A 15579-nucleotide genomic window follows, 5' to 3' on the forward strand; every position below is an offset into this window, starting at 1 on the left:
ACTTAAATTCATTGCCCTAGCGTGCCGGTCAGTCGCGGCGAGGGCTATCTGCCATTCCTGCAACAGGCGTGAAATGGCACCGCCTCGCCAAAGCAATATGCCGACGCGCGCCTGACGCAAATGGGAGGTGCAAATGGCAGTCCGTTGGCAATTGTCCGGAAGTTACTTCGAAAACTGTAGCTGCGATGTCGTGTGTCCTTGCCTGCTGTCCACCAACGCGCAGCTGACATCAAGGCCGACGAAAGGTTTTTGCGACGTCGGTCTGGTCTTTCATATCGATACGGGCAGTTACGGCGACGTTCGGTTGGATGGGCTCAGCGTCGCCATGGTTGCCCACACGCCGGGTCCGATGGCAGACGGCAACTGGACGGCCGCCGCCTATATCGACGAACGGGCCGATGACAGGCAGACAGAGGCGCTAGGCGCCATCTTCACTGGCGTCGCGGGCGGCCCCATGGCGGTGCTGGCACCCTTGATCGGCACGAATCTCGGCGCCAAGAAGGTGCCGATAAGCTACCGGATAGACGGCAAGAAGCGGTCGGCGGAGATTGCCGGCGTCATGCGAATGGCGGTCGAGCCGCTGCCGACGATGCGCGAGGACGGGCAGATGTGGGCGGCCACTGGCCATCCCGTCAATCCCGACTGGCTCGCCTTGGCGATGGGGGCGGAAGGCAGTACATTCAGCGACCATGGCATGAGCTGGGACAATTCCCGCCGGAACGGACATTACGCCCCGATCAACTGGTCCGGCCAGCAGTAGCCGTTGGCCGCAGAGTACGGGACGTACTTCGTCCATGGTGCAGACGTTGCAGCGATACATCATTCTCGCGCTGCTGATCGCTATCGCGGCGGCGGCATGGACCTTGCTCATCCGGCAGCAGACGGGCATGGACGCGGACATGCGCATGGAAATGTACTCGCTCACCATGGGCATGAAGGCGCCGCTGTTTCTTGCCGTCTGGATGATCATGATGATTGCCATGATGTTTCCGACGGCCGCCCCCATGATCCTGACATTTCACCGGGTCCAGGCCGGCAAACGGGGCCGGGGCGAGACCTTTGTTTCGAGCTGGGTGTTCGTGGCCGGGTACATGCTGGTCTGGGGCGTGATGGGCGTTATCGCCTTTGCCGGCGCGGCGGGTGCGGAGGTGCTCGCCGGGCATGTGGGATTGTCAACGGCGACGGCCGCGCGTTTCGGCGGCGCGCTGCTGATGCTTGGGGGCGCCTATCAACTTTCCCCGCTGAAGGATCTGTGTCTGGCCAAATGCCGCACGCCGATCGGCTTCATCCTGACCTCATGGCGCGATGGTTACTGGGGCGCGGTTCGCATGGGCCTGGAGCATGGACTTTTCTGCCTCGGCTGCTGCTGGCTTTTGTTTCTCGCCCTCTTTCCTCTCGGGATCATGAACGTTGCCGCAATGGCCGTGGTCACCTTGCTGATATTCGCGGAAAAGACCCTGCCGTCTGGAAATGGGATCGCGAAGCTGTCGGGGATCGCTCTGCTGCTCTATGGCGCGGCGGTGCTGGTCTTTCCACAGGCGCTGCCGACCTTTGAGCCGGTAGGCGCCATGACAATGAATTGATCAAAGGAGGGAATTGACCAACGGAGGCAGGCGCCCGGTGCCGAAAGGGCCTAACGCTGTGCCAGCCTCGCGCTTTCCACCGCGATCCCGAGCAGCGCCTGCCTTGCCAGCGCCACCGACAGGTCCGGCCTTCGCCGCGTCTGCAGCACGGCGGTCTGCAGCCGGGTCAGCGCGCGGCCGAGCGCCTCGACGCTCCAGCGTTCCAGCGCCTTCTCCACCAGCTTGCGGCGCGAGAAGAAAACCGGCGGGCGCGCCGCCGCCACCACCGACGCGGCATTGCGGCCGCCGGCCTCCATCTGGCCGCGCATGGACTGCATCGCCTGAAACTGCCGCATCGCCGAGGACAGCACCAGGAAGGGTTGGCCGCCTGCCTGGCAATGGCGGGTGAAGGCGGTGTCGAACTCGCCGACCTTGCCTTCGAGAAGCGCGTCGACGGCATCGTCGAAGGACGCGCCGGAAACGTCGCCGGACATCGCCCTGACGTCGTCGAGGCCGATTTCCTTCTGGCCATGGACATAAAGCAGCAGCTTGTCGATCTCGCCGCGCGAGGCCAGCCGGTCGCCGCCGAGATTGCGGCGCAGCGCCTGTCTTGCCTCAAGCGTCATCGTCGCGCCGGTCTTGCGCAGCTCATCGTCGATAACGGCATCGATGTCCCTGGCCTCGTCGGCATAGCAGGGCAGCGCCATGGCGTTGTCGGCCGCCTCGACGACGGCGCGCAGCCCGACGCCCTTCTTGAGATCGCCGGCCTCGATGAGGATGATCGCGTCCCGTACGGGCTCCGCCGTCAGCGCCTTGACGTCGTCGGCCAGCGCCTTCTGGCCGCCGGCATTGCGCACCCACAGCAGGCGGCGGTCGGAAAACATCGGCACGGTGCGCGCCTCGTCGAGCAGCCGGCCCTCGTCGCGCTCGACTTCGGAGCCGTCGAGCCTGACCACCGAGAAGGGGTCGTCGAGCGGCAGGCCGGTCGCGGCGGCAAAAGCCTTGGCGCGCTCCGAGACGAGGCCCCGATCGGGGCCATAAAGCAGGACGATCGCCATGCGCGGGTCCGGCTTCGCGAGCCAGGAATCCACCTCGTATGCTTTCTTCTGTGCCATCGAGGGTGGTTAGCATGATGTTGGGGCGGAGTGAACGCTTTCCAGTTCACCTCGGAAGAACTGCTTCGAGGGAAGATCGACCCCCACTCCGTCGAGCTGCGCTCGACACCTCTCCCCCGATCGACGGGGGAGAGGAAGGGCGCCACGTTTGGCGGACCCGCGATTCTCCTCTCCTTCCGCAGGCGTGAAGTGGGCGCGGCAGCCAAGCTTGCCAAACAATCACCTTATCTGGCGACAAACCTCACGCGACCTTGCGCCTAGTTGCGCGGCGCCGCCCAACATCGACAAGAAATTTCGCCGACATATCTTCATCTTGGTGCGCGGCAGGCTGTATCGGCCGGCTTGGCCGGCCCGATGCCCGGAGGCTTGCCCGGTGAATTCGCACTGGCGGCGCGGATATGCAAATATCGGTGCCGGGCGACATGGAGGACGAAGGTCATGGCCGATGCTGGGATGTTGCGCTTCCATGTTCCGGAGCCCGAGGTGCGGCCGGGCGGCACGCCTGATTTCTCCAACGTGACCATCGCCGCCGCCGGCTCGGTGCCGCGCCCCGAAATCGACGTCGATCCACGCGCCATCCGCGACATGGCCTTCTCGATCATCCGGGTGCTGAACCGCGCCGGCGAGGCGGTGGGGCCGTGGGCGGGGCTGCTCTCCGACGAGGAACTGCTCGAAGGCCTGCGCCACATGATGACGCTGAGGACCTTCGATGCGCGCATGCAGATGGCGCAGCGGCAGGGCAAGACCTCCTTCTACATGCAGCATCTGGGCGAAGAGGCGGTGAGCTGCGCCTTCCGCAAGGCGCTCGCCCCCGGCGACATGAATTTCCCGACCTATCGGCAGGCCGGGCTGCTCATCGCCGACGGCTACCCGATGGTCACGATGATGAACCAGATCTATTCCAACGAGGCCGACCCGCTGAAGGGCCGGCAATTGCCCATCATGTATTCGTCCAAGGAGCACGGCTTCTTCTCGATCTCGGGCAATCTGGCGACGCAGTATATCCAGGCGGTCGGCTGGGCGATGGCCTCGGCGATCTCGAACGACTCAAGGATCGCCGCGGCCTGGATCGGCGACGGCTCGACGGCGGAATCCGACTTCCATTCGGCGCTGGTGTTCGCCTCGACCTACAAGGCGCCCGTGGTGCTCAATGTCGTCAACAACCAGTGGGCAATCTCGACGTTTCAAGGCATAGCGCGCGGCGGCGCGGGCACTTTCGCCGCGCGCGGGCTGGGTTTCGGCATCCCGGCGCTGCGCGTCGACGGCAACGACTATCTCGCCGTCCACGCCGTGGCGAAATGGGCGGCCGAGCGCGCGCGCAGCAACCTGGGGCCGACGCTGGTCGAATATGTCACCTACCGCGCCGGCGCGCATTCGAGCTCGGACGATCCCTCGGCCTACCGGCCGAAGACCGAATCCGATGCCTGGCCGCTCGGCGACCCGGTGGTTCGGCTGAAGAACCATCTCATCCGGCTCGGCGTCTGGTCGGAGGAGCGGCACAAGCAGGCCGAAGCGGAAATCCTCGACACGGTGATCGCGGCGCAGAAGGAAGCCGAAAGCCACGGCACGCTGCACGCCGGCGGCAAGCCGTCGACGCGCGACATGTTCGAGGGCCTCTATGCCGAGATGCCGCCGCATCTGCGGCGCCAGCGCCAGCAGGCGGGGGTCTGAGCCATGCCGAGGCGGACCATGATCGAGGCCATTCGCGACGCGATGGACGTGTCGATGGGGCGCGACGAGAAAGTGGTGGTGTTCGGCGAGGATGTCGGCTTTTTCGGCGGCGTGTTCCGCTGCACGCAAGGCCTGCAGGCGAAATACGGCAAGAGCCGCTGCTTCGACGCACCGATCAATGAATCCGGCATTGTCGGCTCGGCCATCGGCATGGCCGCCTATGGTCTGAAGCCGTGCGTGGAGATCCAGTTTGCCGACTACATGTACCCGGCCTACGACCAGCTGACCCAGGAAGCCGCGAGGCTGCGCTACCGCTCGAACGGCGACTTCACCTGCCCGATCGTGGTGCGCATGCCGACCGGCGGCGGCATATTCGGCGGCCAGACGCACAGCCAGAGCCCGGAAGCGTTGTTCACCCATGTGTCGGGGCTGAAGACTGTCGTGCCCTCGAACCCGCATGACGCCAAGGGACTGCTGATCGCGGCGATCGAAGATCCCGACCCGGTCATCTTCCTCGAGCCGAAGCGGCTCTACAACGGTCCGTTCGACGGCCATCACGACCGTCCGGTGACGCCGTGGTCGAAGCACGAGCTGGGCGAGGTCGCCGACGGCCACTACATCGTGCCGCTCGGCAAGGCCGCGATCCGCCGGGCCGGCTCCGCCGTCACGGTGCTGGCGTACGGCACAATGGTCTATGTCGCGCAGGCGGCGGCCGAGGAGACCGGCATCGATGCCGAGATCGTCGATCTCAGGACGCTGTTGCCGCTCGACCTCGACACCATCGTGGCGTCGGTGAAGAAGACCGGACGCTGCGTCGTGGTGCACGAGGCGACGCTGACCTCCGGCTTCGGAGCGGAGCTGGTCGCGCTTGTGCAGGAAAACTGCTTCTACCATCTGGAGGCACCGGTGGCCCGCGTCGCCGGCTGGGACACGCCCTATCCGCATGCGCAGGAATGGGACTATTTCCCCGGTCCGGCCCGCGTCGGCCGGGCGCTTACGGAAACATTGGAAGCCTAGAACGGGGAGGCCCGACATGGGCGAACACATCATCAAGCTGCCCGATGTCGGCGAGGGCGTCGCCGAGGCGGAACTCGTCGAATGGCATGTCAAGGTCGGCGACATCGTGCGCGAGGACATGATGCTTGCCGCCGTGATGACCGACAAGGCCACGGTCGAGATCCCTTCCCCCGTCGACGGCGAGATCCTGTGGCTGGGCGCCGATATCGGCGACACGGTGGCGATCGGCTCGCCCATCGTGCGGCTGAAGGTGGCCGGCGAGGGCAATGTCGTTGGCGGTGCGATGCCGGCGGAAGTGACGGCTGAAAGTATCTCCGATGATACGGGGGCTCGCCCGGTCTCGGACCTGGAGCCGTCATCGCCCAATCTGTCGCCGTCATCCTCGGGCTTGTCCCGAGGATCCGCCGTCCCACAGGGATATGACGCGACCAGTTCCGGAAGGTCGGTAGATCCTCGGGACAAGCCCGAGGATGACGGCGCCAGGTCCAAGGTCAACAGCGCGCCGCGTGCGCAAGGTGAAAGGCCGCTGGCCTCGCCGGCCGTGCGGCTGCGTGCGAAGGAAGCGGGCATTGACCTCAGGCAGGTCCAGGGAAGCGGCCCGGCCGGCCGCATCGGCCATGAGGACATCGAGGCGTTCCTGGCGCGCGGGCCGCACATGGCCAAGGCATCCGGCCTCGCCCGCAACGATGCCGTCGAGGACATCAAGGTGGTGGGCCTGCGGCGCAAGATCGCCGAGAAGATGACGCTGGCGGCGTCGCGCATCCCGCACATCACCTATGTCGAGGAGGTCGACGTCACCGCGCTCGAGGATCTGCGCGCCGCGCTCAACAAGGAGAAGCGGGCGGCCAAGGGGGTAGAAAGGCCAAAGCTGACGCTGCTGCCGTTCCTGATGCGCGCGATGGTCAGGGCGATCGCGGACCAGCCCAACCTCAATGCGCTGTTCGACGACGAGGCCGGCATCATCCACCAGCATGGCGGCGTCCATATCGGCATCGCCGCGCAGACGCCGTCGGGACTGGTGGTGCCCGTCGTCAAGCACGCCGAAGCGCTGGACATCTGGGAATGCGGCGCGGAGGTCGCCAGGTTGGCCGAGGCGGCCAAGTCGGGAACCGCGACGCGCGACGAGCTCTCCGGTTCGACCATAACCATCACCTCGCTCGGCGCCATGGGCGGCGTGGCGACGACGCCGGTCATCAACCACCCGGAAGTGGCGATCCTCGGCGTCAACAAGATGATGGTGCGGCCGGTATGGGACGGCACCCAGTTCATCCCGCGCAAGATGATGAACCTGTCGTCGAGCTTCGACCATCGCGTCATCGACGGCTGGGACGCGGCGGTGTTCATCCAGCGCATCAAGACGCTCCTGGAAACGCCGGCGCTGATTTTCGTGGATTGAGGGTGGATCATTCGAGATGATGGCGGGAGAGCGCCCCCCTCTGCCTTGCCAGGCATCTCCCGCACAAGGGGGGAGATCAGATGTCACGCCGGCTTTCGCCAATCACCAGCGCTGCGGGATTGAGCGAGGCGCCGAAGCCTCCAATCTCCCCCCTCGTGGGGGAGATGTCCGGCAGGACAGAGGGGGGCGCGAAGAATCTCGACGGAGCGTTTCCTCGGATCGAAGGGTCACGTCATGAAAGAAATCTCCTGCAAGCTGCTGGTCATCGGCGCCGGGCCGGGCGGCTATGTCTGCGCTATTCGTGCCGGGCAGCTCGGCGTCGATACCGTCATCGTCGAGGCCGGCAAGCCGGGCGGCACCTGTCTCAATGTCGGCTGCATTCCCTCCAAGGCGCTGATCCATGCAGCGGAGGAGTTCGAGAAGGTCGCGCAGATGGCGGGCGGCAACAGCCCGCTCGGCATTTCGTTGGCCGCTCCGGCGCTGGATCTGGGCAAGACGGTCGCCTGGAAGGACGGCATCGTTAGTCGGCTTAACAGCGGTGTCGCCGGCCTGCTCAAGAAGGCCGGGGTGAAGACCGTGCAGGGCTGGGCGACGTTTCGAGACGGCAAGACCGTCGCGGTCGAGACCGAGACGGGAAGCCAGGTGATCCGCGCCGAAGCGGTGGTGATCGCCACCGGCTCGGCGCCGGTCGAATTGCCGTTCCTGCCGTTCGGCGGGCCGGTGATCTCGTCGACGGAAGCGCTGGCGCTGAAGGAGGTGCCGCAGCGGCTGGCGGTGGTCGGCGGCGGCTATATCGGCCTGGAGCTCGGCACTGTCTTCGCCAAGATGGGCGCGGCGGTGACCGTGGTCGAGGCCTTGCCGCGCGTGCTGGCGCAGTATGACGCCGAACTGACGCGGCCGGTGGTCAAGCGGCTGGCGGCGCTCGGCATCGAAATGATGCCAGGCGCCAAGGCCAAGGGCCTGTCGACGAAAGGCGATGCGCTGCTGGTCGAGACCCCGGACGGCAAGGATGCGAGGATCGCCGCCGACAAGATCCTGGTCACGGTCGGCCGCAAGCCGGTGACGGAAGGGTGGGGGCTCGACCAGATCGACCTCGACATGGCGGGGCGATTCATCCGCATCGACGAGCAGTGCCGCACCTCCATGCGCGGCATCTTCGCCATTGGCGACGTCACCGGCGAGCCGATGCTGGCGCACCGGGCGATGGCGCAAGGCGAGATGGTCGCCGAAATCGTCGCCGGCCATAAGCGCAGCTGGGACAAGCGGGCTATCCCGGCCGTCTGCTTCACCGATCCGGAGCTGGTCACCGTCGGCCTGTCGCCCGAAGAGGCCAAGGCGCTCGGCGGCGAAATCAAGATCGGGATGTTTCCCTTCGCCGCCAATGGCCGCGCGATGACCAGGCTTGGCGAGGATGGCTTTGTCCGCGTCGTCGCCCGCGCGGACAATCATCTTGTGCTGGGCATCCAGGCGGTCGGGCAAAGCGTGTCGGAACTGTCGACGGCCTTCGGCCTGGCGCTCGAAATGGGCGCGCGGCTGGAGGACATCGCCGGCACCATCCATGCCCATCCGACACAGGGCGAAGGCTTCCAGGAAGCGGCCCTGAAGGCGCTGGGACACGCGCTGCATATTTAGAGCGCGACAGCAAAAACTGGTGATGTTGGCGGGGCACTGCCCCCCTCTGCCCTACCGGGCATCTCCCCCTCAAGGGGGGAGATCGGCCGTCACCTCTGCCTTCGCCAATTTCCCAACGTAGCCAAGTGAGCGGGGCGCCGAAACTGTCAATCTCCCCCCTTGAGGGGGAGATGTCCGGCAGGACAGAGGGGGGTGCTAGCCCGCCACCGGTGCGCAATTCCGGACTGAAAACCGTTTCCCGGAATTGCTCTAATTCGCCGCGCTCATCGCCTTGTCGAGCGCTGCCTTCACGTCCGCCGGCCAGGTCTTCACCGGGGGCATGGCGTCCGGCTCGCCATTGTCGCCGCGGCGGGCGAAATAGAGCTTGTGCTGGGCCGGGTCGACCGCCATGAAGCCGTCATTGCCGCCGCAATCGTGCGGCACGCAACCGCTGGCGTAGAAGGCGCCGGACGCGGTCTTTTCAGTGCCGCCGCCGACCAGCAGGCTGGTCGCCATGTCGGGCATGTCCTTGCCGAGCAGCGCCTCGGCCGCCTTGTAGACGGCCTCATTGTGGAAGGCGTCGATGATGTTGTCGTATTTCGACGGATCGATGTCCTTCCAGTCGGTGCCGGGTTCGGGCATGTAGGTCAGATTGCCCGCGATCGTCAGCCCCGATGTCGGCGACCACTGCAATGCCGGTTTCGAATCGCCGGGCAGGAGATAAGGCACGAAATAGATGGCGCTGTCGGAGACGGCCGTGGGCGGCGCGCCGCACTCGTCCTGCTCGACGGTGGTGCTCTGGATCTCCGCGCCTTCCGGTTTCCAGACGATCACCGTCGCCGGCCCGCACTGGTTGCCGCCGTCGCCGACGTCGAACAGCGCCACCTTGACGCCGCCGACCTCGACGATCTTGTCGAAGAAGACGTCGTAATTGCCGGCCAGCTGCTTGCCGTCATAGGCAAGCACCTTCTCGCCATACTGTTCCTGCTGGGTGATGGTGAACTGGCCGCCCTCGAACGGCACCGGCGCCTGTTTGTCGTCGTCGGAAACGTCGGCGGCTCCCTGATCCGTGGCCGGCGTCTCGCTTGCCGCCGGTGGCTGCGCCTCTGGCGTCTCGGCCTGCGCATGCGCGCCGGCCATCGTCGCCACGGTCATGGCCAGGGCGCAGGCGCTGGCAAGAAGCGGGCGTGTCATGACTGTTCCTCCTTCAGCCGCCGCAAGCCCGGCCAGCGACGGCCGGGCCGATGTCGTCAGCCGCGCCGTTCAGGCCCAGGGGCGCAGCTCGGCGTTCTTCTTCTCGAACGAAGCGATGGCGCCGGCCTTCTCCATCGTCAGGCCGATATCGTCGAGGCCGTTCAGCAGGCAATGACGCTTGAAGTCATCGAGGTCGAACTTGACCACGCCGCCGTCGGGCCCGCGGATCTCCTTGGCCTCGAGGTCGATCGACAGAGTGGCGTTGGAGCCGCGCGAAGCGTCGTCCATCAGCTTGTCGAGATCCTCGGGGCTGACGGTTATGGGCAGCACGCCGTTCTTGAAGCAGTTGTTGTAGAAGATGTCGGCGAAGGAGGTCGAGATGACGCAGCGTATGCCGAAATCGAGCAGCGCCCACGGCGCGTGCTCGCGCGAGGAGCCGCAGCCGAAATTGTCGCCGGCGACGAGGATCTGCGCCTTGCGGTAGGCCGGCTTGTTGAGCACGAAATCCGGATTCTCCGAACCGTCGTCCTTGTAGCGCATCTCGGCGAACAGGCCGCTGCCGAGCCCGGTGCGCTTGATCGTCTTGAGATAATCCTTGGGGATGATCATGTCGGTGTCGACGTTGACGATCGGCATGGGCGCGGCGACGCCGGTGAGCTTGGTGAATTTTTCCATGGTCTTTGCCCGTCTTCCTGGCATTGCGGGGGATTGCTGGCGCCCGGTTTACACAAAGCCGGCGACAAATAAAAGGCAGGTGTTCGCGCGCGTCGGCACGGGTGCCGCACAAACGGCTTCGAATTCGCGGCCCGATGGTGCAGTCTGGATGTGATGGCTGAAAAAATTCTCTATGCCCGCGAACCCGCGCTCAATGTCGCCGAATTCCGCCGCGTGCTGGTGGACTCCGGCCTTGGCGAGATCCGTCCCGTCGATGATGCCGACAGGCTGCGGGCGATGCTGTCGGGCGCCAATCTGGTGCTGACCGCGCGGCTGGATACCGAAGGCAAGCCGCTGGTCGGCGTCATCAGGGCCGTGACGGACTTCTCCTGGGTCTGCTACATCTCCGATCTCGCCGTTTCCGGATCGGCGCAGGGGCTCGGCATCGGCAAGGGACTGATGGACGAGGCGCGGCGGCAGCTCGGCCCGTCCGTCGCCATCAGCCTGGTTTCCGTGCCCGACGCCGCCGGCTTCTACGAACGCATCGGCATGATGCGCATGGCCGACGCCTTCTGGTTCTCCCGCACGCGCTGACATTTTTCTCCTGTGGCCGGATCCAGCAGCCGTTGGCATGACATGTCGCCTTGACATGCAACCAAATGGTTGCATATTAGAGCCATGAGCATGGACGCCGTCTTTCGCGCTTTGGCCGACCCGACCCGCCGGCAATTGCTGGACAGCCTTCATGACAGGAACGGGCAGACGCTGAACGGGCTGTGCGCTGAGATGGATATGACCCGCCAGGCGGTGACCAAGCACCTGGCGATCCTCGAGGAGGCGAACCTTGTCACCACAATCCGCAAGGGGCGCGAGAAGGAGCACTACCTCAACCCGGTTCCGATCAACGAGATCGCCGAGCGCTGGATCGGCAAATTCGAGCGGGGGCGGCTCTCCGCCCTCGGCGATCTGAAGAGACGCCTCGAAAGGGAAGACTGATGAGCAACGCCTTCGTTTATGTGACCTACATCCGCACCACGCCCGACAAGCTTTGGCAGGCGCTGACCGAACCGGAATTCCACGAGCAATATTTTCTCGGCGCCCGCATGCAGAGCGACTGGAGAAAGGGCTCCGCGTGGAAGATGGTCTATGCCGACGGCCGGGTGACCGACAGCGGCGAGATCCTCGAGATCGATCCGCCAAGGCGCCTGGTGATCAAATGGCGCAACGAGTTCATGCCGGACGTGAAGGCCGATGGCTACACCACCTGCACCTTCGTCATCGAGCAGGAGGGCGACATGGTGAAGCTTGCCGTCACCCATGCGGCCGACGGCCCGCACAAGCTGCTGGAGCATGTCGGCAAGGGCTGGCCGCTCGTCCTGTCGAGCCTGAAAAGCCTGCTCGAAACCGGGCAGGGCCTGTCTCGGCCGGCGTCGAAAGGCTGAAAATCATCGGTTCCGAGCCGAAACAATCATCCGGAGGCATCCATGATGCATGTTCCAGTGCCAACTTCAGCCGTGCAGAGCATGACCAATGGCGAGACCGTTATGGCCCAGGCCGAGATCGACGCGCCGGCAGAGCGCGTCTTCCGCGCGCTGATCTCCGACGAGGTCGAACAATGGTGGGGGTCCGCCGACACCTACCGGATGGTGAAATGGTCGGCAGACCTTCGCGCCGGCGGCCGATGGGCCGTCACGGTCCGTGAAGCCGACGGCAGGGAGCTGCCGGCCAACGGGGAATTCCTCGATATCGAGGTGCCGCGGCGGATCGTGCAGACAAGGCTCTATGCCTGGGACCATCCGACGCTTGGCCGCCGGCAAACGACGGTCGCCTGGCTGCTGGAACCAACCGCCGCGGGCACGCGCCTCACCATCTGCCATGGCGGCTTCGCCGGGCTGGCCGAAGCGGCGGCCGAACATGCCGAGGGCTGGGGACGCGTGCTGGGCTGGCTACAGGCGTATTTGGGTGCGGGAAGCCGAGTGGCGGCTTAGCCGACTGGTGGCGGTGCAGACCCTTTTGATGTCAGCGTCAAAGAGGGACCTTGACTCGGCTCAAATCACATTCAACTCGCGGAACGCCCGCCCTTCGGCAACGCGTTCGTAGCCAAAGGGGGAGCAATCGATCGTGCGGTAGCCACCATGGACGATCAGCTCGGCCAGCGCCTTGCCCACGGCGGGCGCCTGCTGCAGGCCGTGGCCGGAAAAGCCGTTGGCGAAGAGGAAATTGCCGACTTCGGGATGTGGGCCGATCACCGCGTTCTGGTCGAGCGTGTTGTAGTCGTAATGACCGGCCCAGGCGCGCGTCGGCTTGATCGCCTCGAAGGCCGGGATGCGGGTCGCCAGCACCGGCCAGATCACCTCTTCGAACAGCGGCCAGTCGACGTCGAAATCGGCGGGATCGGCCGGGCCGTCGCCCTCCTCCGGCTCGGCGCCGCCGGTGAGATAGACCGAGCCTTCCGGCCTGACATAGATGCCGGACGGGTCGACCAGCAGCGGCATGTCGGCATATTTCTCGCGCGCCTCGAAGACGAAGACGTTGCGCTTGCGCGGCTCGACCGGCAGCGCCAGCCCGGCGAGTGCGGCGACCTTGCCGGCGTTCGGCCCTGCGGCATTGATGAGGATGCCGGCCTCGAGCCGTTCGCCATTGTCGAGGCTGACGCCGGTAACGCGGTCACCCTGCCGCTCGATGCCGGTGACCGAAGCATTGATGAAGTCGATCTTCTTCTCACGCAACGCCTTGCGGAACAGCATCAGCATCGCATGCGCGTCGAACCAGCCCTCGCCGCTGCGGCCATAGGCGCCGGCGGTGATGCCCTCGGCCGACAGCCAAGGGAAACGGCGCACGAGTTGTTCGGCGTCCTCCAGCAAAATGTCGGCGCCTTCGGCAAGCTGTGCCTCGTGGTTGGCCCTGAGGATCGGCAGCCCGGCCTCGCCGGCGAGAATGAGATAGCCGCCCTCGCGAAAACCGATGTCGGCGTCGGCGCCGAATTCTTCCTTCAGCCGGCGGAACAGTTTCAGCGTGAATTGCGACAGGCGGATATTTTCCGGAATGGAGAATTGCTGACGGATCGAGGCCATGGATAGCGTTGTCGCCGCGTGGGAAAATTGCGGGTCGCGCTCGATCAGCGCGATCGAGCCGGAAAAGCCCTCCTCGCGCAGATAATAGGCAATCGAGGAGCCGACGATGGCTCCGCCGATGATGACGATGTCGTAGCGCACTTTTTTCTCCGATCCGCTGCCGGCGTCCTTACGCGACCGGCAAAACAATCTCGAAGCGCGTGCCGCGCTCGGAGTCAACCGGCCTGATCGTGCCATCATGCGCTTTCAGGAGGGCCAGCACGATGCCGAGCCCATGCGGTCCCCCCGGTAGAGCACCGCGCGATGCCGCCTGTTCCCTTGCCTCAACCCGCGGCAGGCGGCATAGATCTGGCATGACGACCGATCTCTACCGCCCGCGCCGCTCGGTGCTCTATGTTCCCGCCTCGAACGACAAGGCGCTGGCCAAGATGGCGCAGCTTGCCTGCGATACCGTCATCATCGACCTGGAGGATGCCGTCGCCCCGGCCGAGAAGGTCGCGGCGCGCGAAAAACTGGCCGGCATCTTCAGCAATCGTCCTGATACCAACCATAGTGGCTGGCGCTGCGAGATGGTGGTGCGCATCAATGCGCTCTCGAGCGAATGGGGCGGCGCCGACCTGCTGGCGGCGGCCAAGGCGGAGCCGGACGGCATCCTGCTGGCCAAGGTCGACACGCCCCGCGACGTGCTCGAGGCGGGTGACGTGCTCGACGACAATTCCGCCCCCGACAGCGTGAAACTATGGGCGATGATCGAGACGCCGAAGGCTGTGCTCAATGTCGGCGCCATCGCCGAACTTGGCCGCGATCCTGCCTCGCGGCTTAATTGTTTCGTTGCCGGAACGAATGACCTGACCAAGGACACCGGCATTATGGCGACGTCGGACCGGCGTTATCTCCTGCCGTGGCTGATGCAGATGGTGCTGGCGGCGCGTGCCGGCGATCTCGATATCGTCGACGGCGTCTTCAACGATTTTCGCGCGCTCGATGCTTTCAGCCGCGAATGCACGGAAGCGGCCGCCATGGGCTTCGACGGCAAGACGCTCATCCATCCCGCCCAGATCGAGGCGGCGAACCGTGCCTTTGCGCCATCGGCGGAGGCGGTGGCCAAGGCCCGCGCGGTGAAGCAGGCCTTTGCGCTTCCGGAAAATGCCGGCAAGAACGTGATTGCGCTGGAGGGAAGGATGGTCGAACGGCTGCACCTTGCGCAGGCCGAAAAACTGCTGGCGAAGGCGGCGGCCGTCGGCGCATGATGTGCCGTGTTGGATTGCCGATCGCGGGCGATGGACTGACGACAGGAATTGAATGATGAAACTCTACCGCTTTCTCACCGCTCCGGACGACGCCAGCTTCTGTCACAAGGTGACGGCGGCGCTGAACAAGGGCTGGCACCTGTTCGGCTCGCCCACCTACGCCTACGACAAAAAGACCAAGACCATGCGCTGCGGCCAGGCCGTGGTGAAGGATGTCGAGGGCCAGGAATACGGGCCGGACACCAAGCTCAGCGATTGGTAGCCCCTCGCATCCACAGCCACGCCGCCAGCCAGGCGATCGATGCCGCAAGCATCGCCAAGCCCAGGTCAAGAGCCAGCTCCGGAACGAACGCACGAAGCGCGATCGGCACCGCGCCAATGAGATAAAGAGCGAGAGGAATGCGCGGCACGCCTCTTGCAACGGCGAGAGAGATTACAAACGCGAGCGTTCCAACCAGAAAAAGAACCGAACTGGCGACCAGAGCCAGACCGAGCGGTCCGGCTCGCAGCTCGACGATGGTGGTGAGCGGAAGCTTCGAAAATACCAGATTGATCACTGCTTCCACGCCTACCAAACTTGCCAACGCAACGAAGTTGATGACAAACGCGATAGTGCCGAACAGCCCCGCGCGCCGGCCAAACGCAAGAAACAGGCCCACGACGAGGCCAAGCGCCAATATCTCGGCGACGGGCGCGAGAAGTTGCGTCAGATCAGTGGTCGCGATGAGCAAGCTGCGTTTAGCCGCGTTGACCAGAAGAATAAGCGCGCTTCCCATCCCGGCGACGGCGGCAAGCCGATAAAGCGTGAGGCTGGGCACAGTCGCGCTCGACCGAACAATCGCGAAATTCTCCTGCTGAAGTTCTTCGGCTGGACTCTGATGCGAAATGACCGATTGCGGGCGGGGTGGGGCTGTTCTGGCGAGCATGTTCGTCTCCTCAGCTGGGAGTTCGGGAGCCGCGAAGACCGTAGGCCTGTTCCGATCCCATCAGTAATCACTGCTTACATCCTCTGGCCGGGATTGTAAACGGCGATTA

17 protein-coding genes are annotated in these 15579 nt (G+C 65.0%); 12 read left to right on the top strand and 5 right to left on the bottom strand.

The features are described from left to right. Positions 1-133 precede the first annotated feature (133 nt). Complete coding sequence (locus tag FJ428_RS10500) at positions 134-760, top strand: DUF1326 domain-containing protein (RefSeq protein WP_140491936.1); 627 nt, start codon at positions 134-136, stop codon at positions 758-760. Between the two features lie 34 nt (positions 761-794). After that, positions 795-1583, top strand: a complete 789-nt coding sequence (locus tag FJ428_RS10505; RefSeq protein WP_140514094.1) for a DUF2182 domain-containing protein — start codon at positions 795-797, stop codon at positions 1581-1583. Positions 1584-1633: 50 nt separating this feature from the next. Here FJ428_RS10505 and holA read toward each other — a convergent pair whose 3' ends face one another. Beyond that, the gene (holA, locus tag FJ428_RS10510; protein WP_140524492.1) at positions 1634-2677 is read right to left on the bottom strand and encodes a DNA polymerase III subunit delta; all 1044 of its coding nucleotides are present in this window, start codon (positions 2675-2677) and stop codon (positions 1634-1636) included. A 438-nt stretch (positions 2678-3115) separates the two neighbouring features. Here holA and FJ428_RS10515 point away from each other — a divergent pair, with 438 nt between their 5' ends. From FJ428_RS10515 to lpdA, 4 genes are all read left to right on the top strand, one after another. Then, complete coding sequence (locus tag FJ428_RS10515) at positions 3116-4348, top strand: 3-methyl-2-oxobutanoate dehydrogenase (2-methylpropanoyl-transferring) subunit alpha (RefSeq protein ID WP_140514092.1); 1233 nt, start codon at positions 3116-3118, stop codon at positions 4346-4348. A gap of 3 nt (positions 4349-4351) precedes the next feature. Further along, complete coding sequence (locus FJ428_RS10520; protein WP_140879392.1) at positions 4352-5365, top strand: alpha-ketoacid dehydrogenase subunit beta; 1014 nt, start codon at positions 4352-4354, stop codon at positions 5363-5365. Positions 5366-5381: 16 nt separating this feature from the next. Further along, the gene (locus FJ428_RS10525; RefSeq protein ID WP_140879393.1) at positions 5382-6761 is read left to right on the top strand and encodes a dihydrolipoamide acetyltransferase family protein; all 1380 of its coding nucleotides are present in this window, start codon (positions 5382-5384) and stop codon (positions 6759-6761) included. Between the two features lie 234 nt (positions 6762-6995). Then, positions 6996-8393, top strand: coding sequence for a dihydrolipoyl dehydrogenase (gene lpdA, locus FJ428_RS10535; RefSeq protein WP_140662625.1), 1398 nt, complete (start codon positions 6996-6998; stop codon positions 8391-8393). 249 nt (positions 8394-8642) lie between these two features. Here lpdA and FJ428_RS10540 read toward each other — a convergent pair whose 3' ends face one another. Together FJ428_RS10540 and leuD are read right to left on the bottom strand one after the other, a co-directional pair. Beyond that, a complete protein-coding gene (locus FJ428_RS10540; RefSeq protein ID WP_140879394.1) occupies positions 8643-9566 on the bottom strand; it encodes a hypothetical protein in 924 nt (307 codons plus the stop codon). 69 nt (positions 9567-9635) lie between these two features. Continuing rightward, positions 9636-10241, bottom strand: a complete 606-nt coding sequence (gene leuD, locus FJ428_RS10545; RefSeq protein ID WP_140491959.1) for a 3-isopropylmalate dehydratase small subunit — start codon at positions 10239-10241, stop codon at positions 9636-9638. A 153-nt stretch (positions 10242-10394) separates the two neighbouring features. Here leuD and FJ428_RS10550 point away from each other — a divergent pair, with 153 nt between their 5' ends. The 4 genes from FJ428_RS10550 to FJ428_RS10565 all read left to right on the top strand — a co-directional run bounded on the left by FJ428_RS10550 (position 10395) and on the right by FJ428_RS10565 (position 12208). Then, positions 10395-10814, top strand: coding sequence for a GNAT family N-acetyltransferase (locus FJ428_RS10550; protein WP_140524498.1), 420 nt, complete (start codon positions 10395-10397; stop codon positions 10812-10814). 90 nt (positions 10815-10904) lie between these two features. Further along, positions 10905-11216 (top strand): metalloregulator ArsR/SmtB family transcription factor, encoded by a 312-nt coding sequence (locus FJ428_RS10555; RefSeq protein WP_140514430.1) that lies wholly within the window; start codon positions 10905-10907, stop codon positions 11214-11216. Further along, on the top strand, positions 11216-11662 hold the full coding sequence (locus tag FJ428_RS10560; protein ID WP_140628335.1) for an SRPBCC family protein: 447 nt from the start codon (positions 11216-11218) through the stop codon (positions 11660-11662). The genes FJ428_RS10555 and FJ428_RS10560 overlap by 1 nt, the downstream gene beginning before the upstream one ends. A gap of 42 nt (positions 11663-11704) precedes the next feature. Then, positions 11705-12208, top strand: a complete 504-nt coding sequence (locus FJ428_RS10565; protein WP_140628332.1) for an SRPBCC domain-containing protein — start codon at positions 11705-11707, stop codon at positions 12206-12208. A 60-nt stretch (positions 12209-12268) separates the two neighbouring features. On the opposite strand, the gene FJ428_RS10570 is transcribed toward FJ428_RS10565, so the two are convergent. Then, entirely contained in the window at positions 12269-13435 is a 1167-nt protein-coding gene (locus FJ428_RS10570) for an FAD-binding oxidoreductase (protein WP_140879395.1), read from the bottom strand. A 212-nt stretch (positions 13436-13647) separates the two neighbouring features. Here FJ428_RS10570 and FJ428_RS10580 point away from each other — a divergent pair, with 212 nt between their 5' ends. Both FJ428_RS10580 and FJ428_RS10585 read left to right on the top strand, forming a co-directional pair. Further along, positions 13648-14544 carry a CoA ester lyase gene (locus FJ428_RS10580; protein WP_181167266.1) on the top strand — a complete coding sequence of 299 codons (897 nt, stop codon included), beginning with the start codon at positions 13648-13650 and terminating at the stop codon, positions 14542-14544. Between the two features lie 55 nt (positions 14545-14599). Then, positions 14600-14806: a DUF1737 domain-containing protein gene (locus FJ428_RS10585; protein WP_140493464.1), complete on the top strand. Its 207-nt coding sequence runs from the start codon at positions 14600-14602 to the stop codon at positions 14804-14806. Here FJ428_RS10585 and FJ428_RS10590 read toward each other — a convergent pair. Then, the gene (locus FJ428_RS10590) at positions 14793-15470 is read right to left on the bottom strand and encodes a hypothetical protein (protein ID WP_210240103.1); all 678 of its coding nucleotides are present in this window, start codon (positions 15468-15470) and stop codon (positions 14793-14795) included. The genes FJ428_RS10585 and FJ428_RS10590 overlap by 14 nt on opposite strands. Positions 15471-15579 lie beyond the last annotated feature (109 nt).

Origin of the sequence: Mesorhizobium sp. B2-8-1, assembly GCF_006440955.1 — a bacterium.
GTDB lineage: Bacteria > Pseudomonadota > Alphaproteobacteria > Rhizobiales > Rhizobiaceae > Mesorhizobium.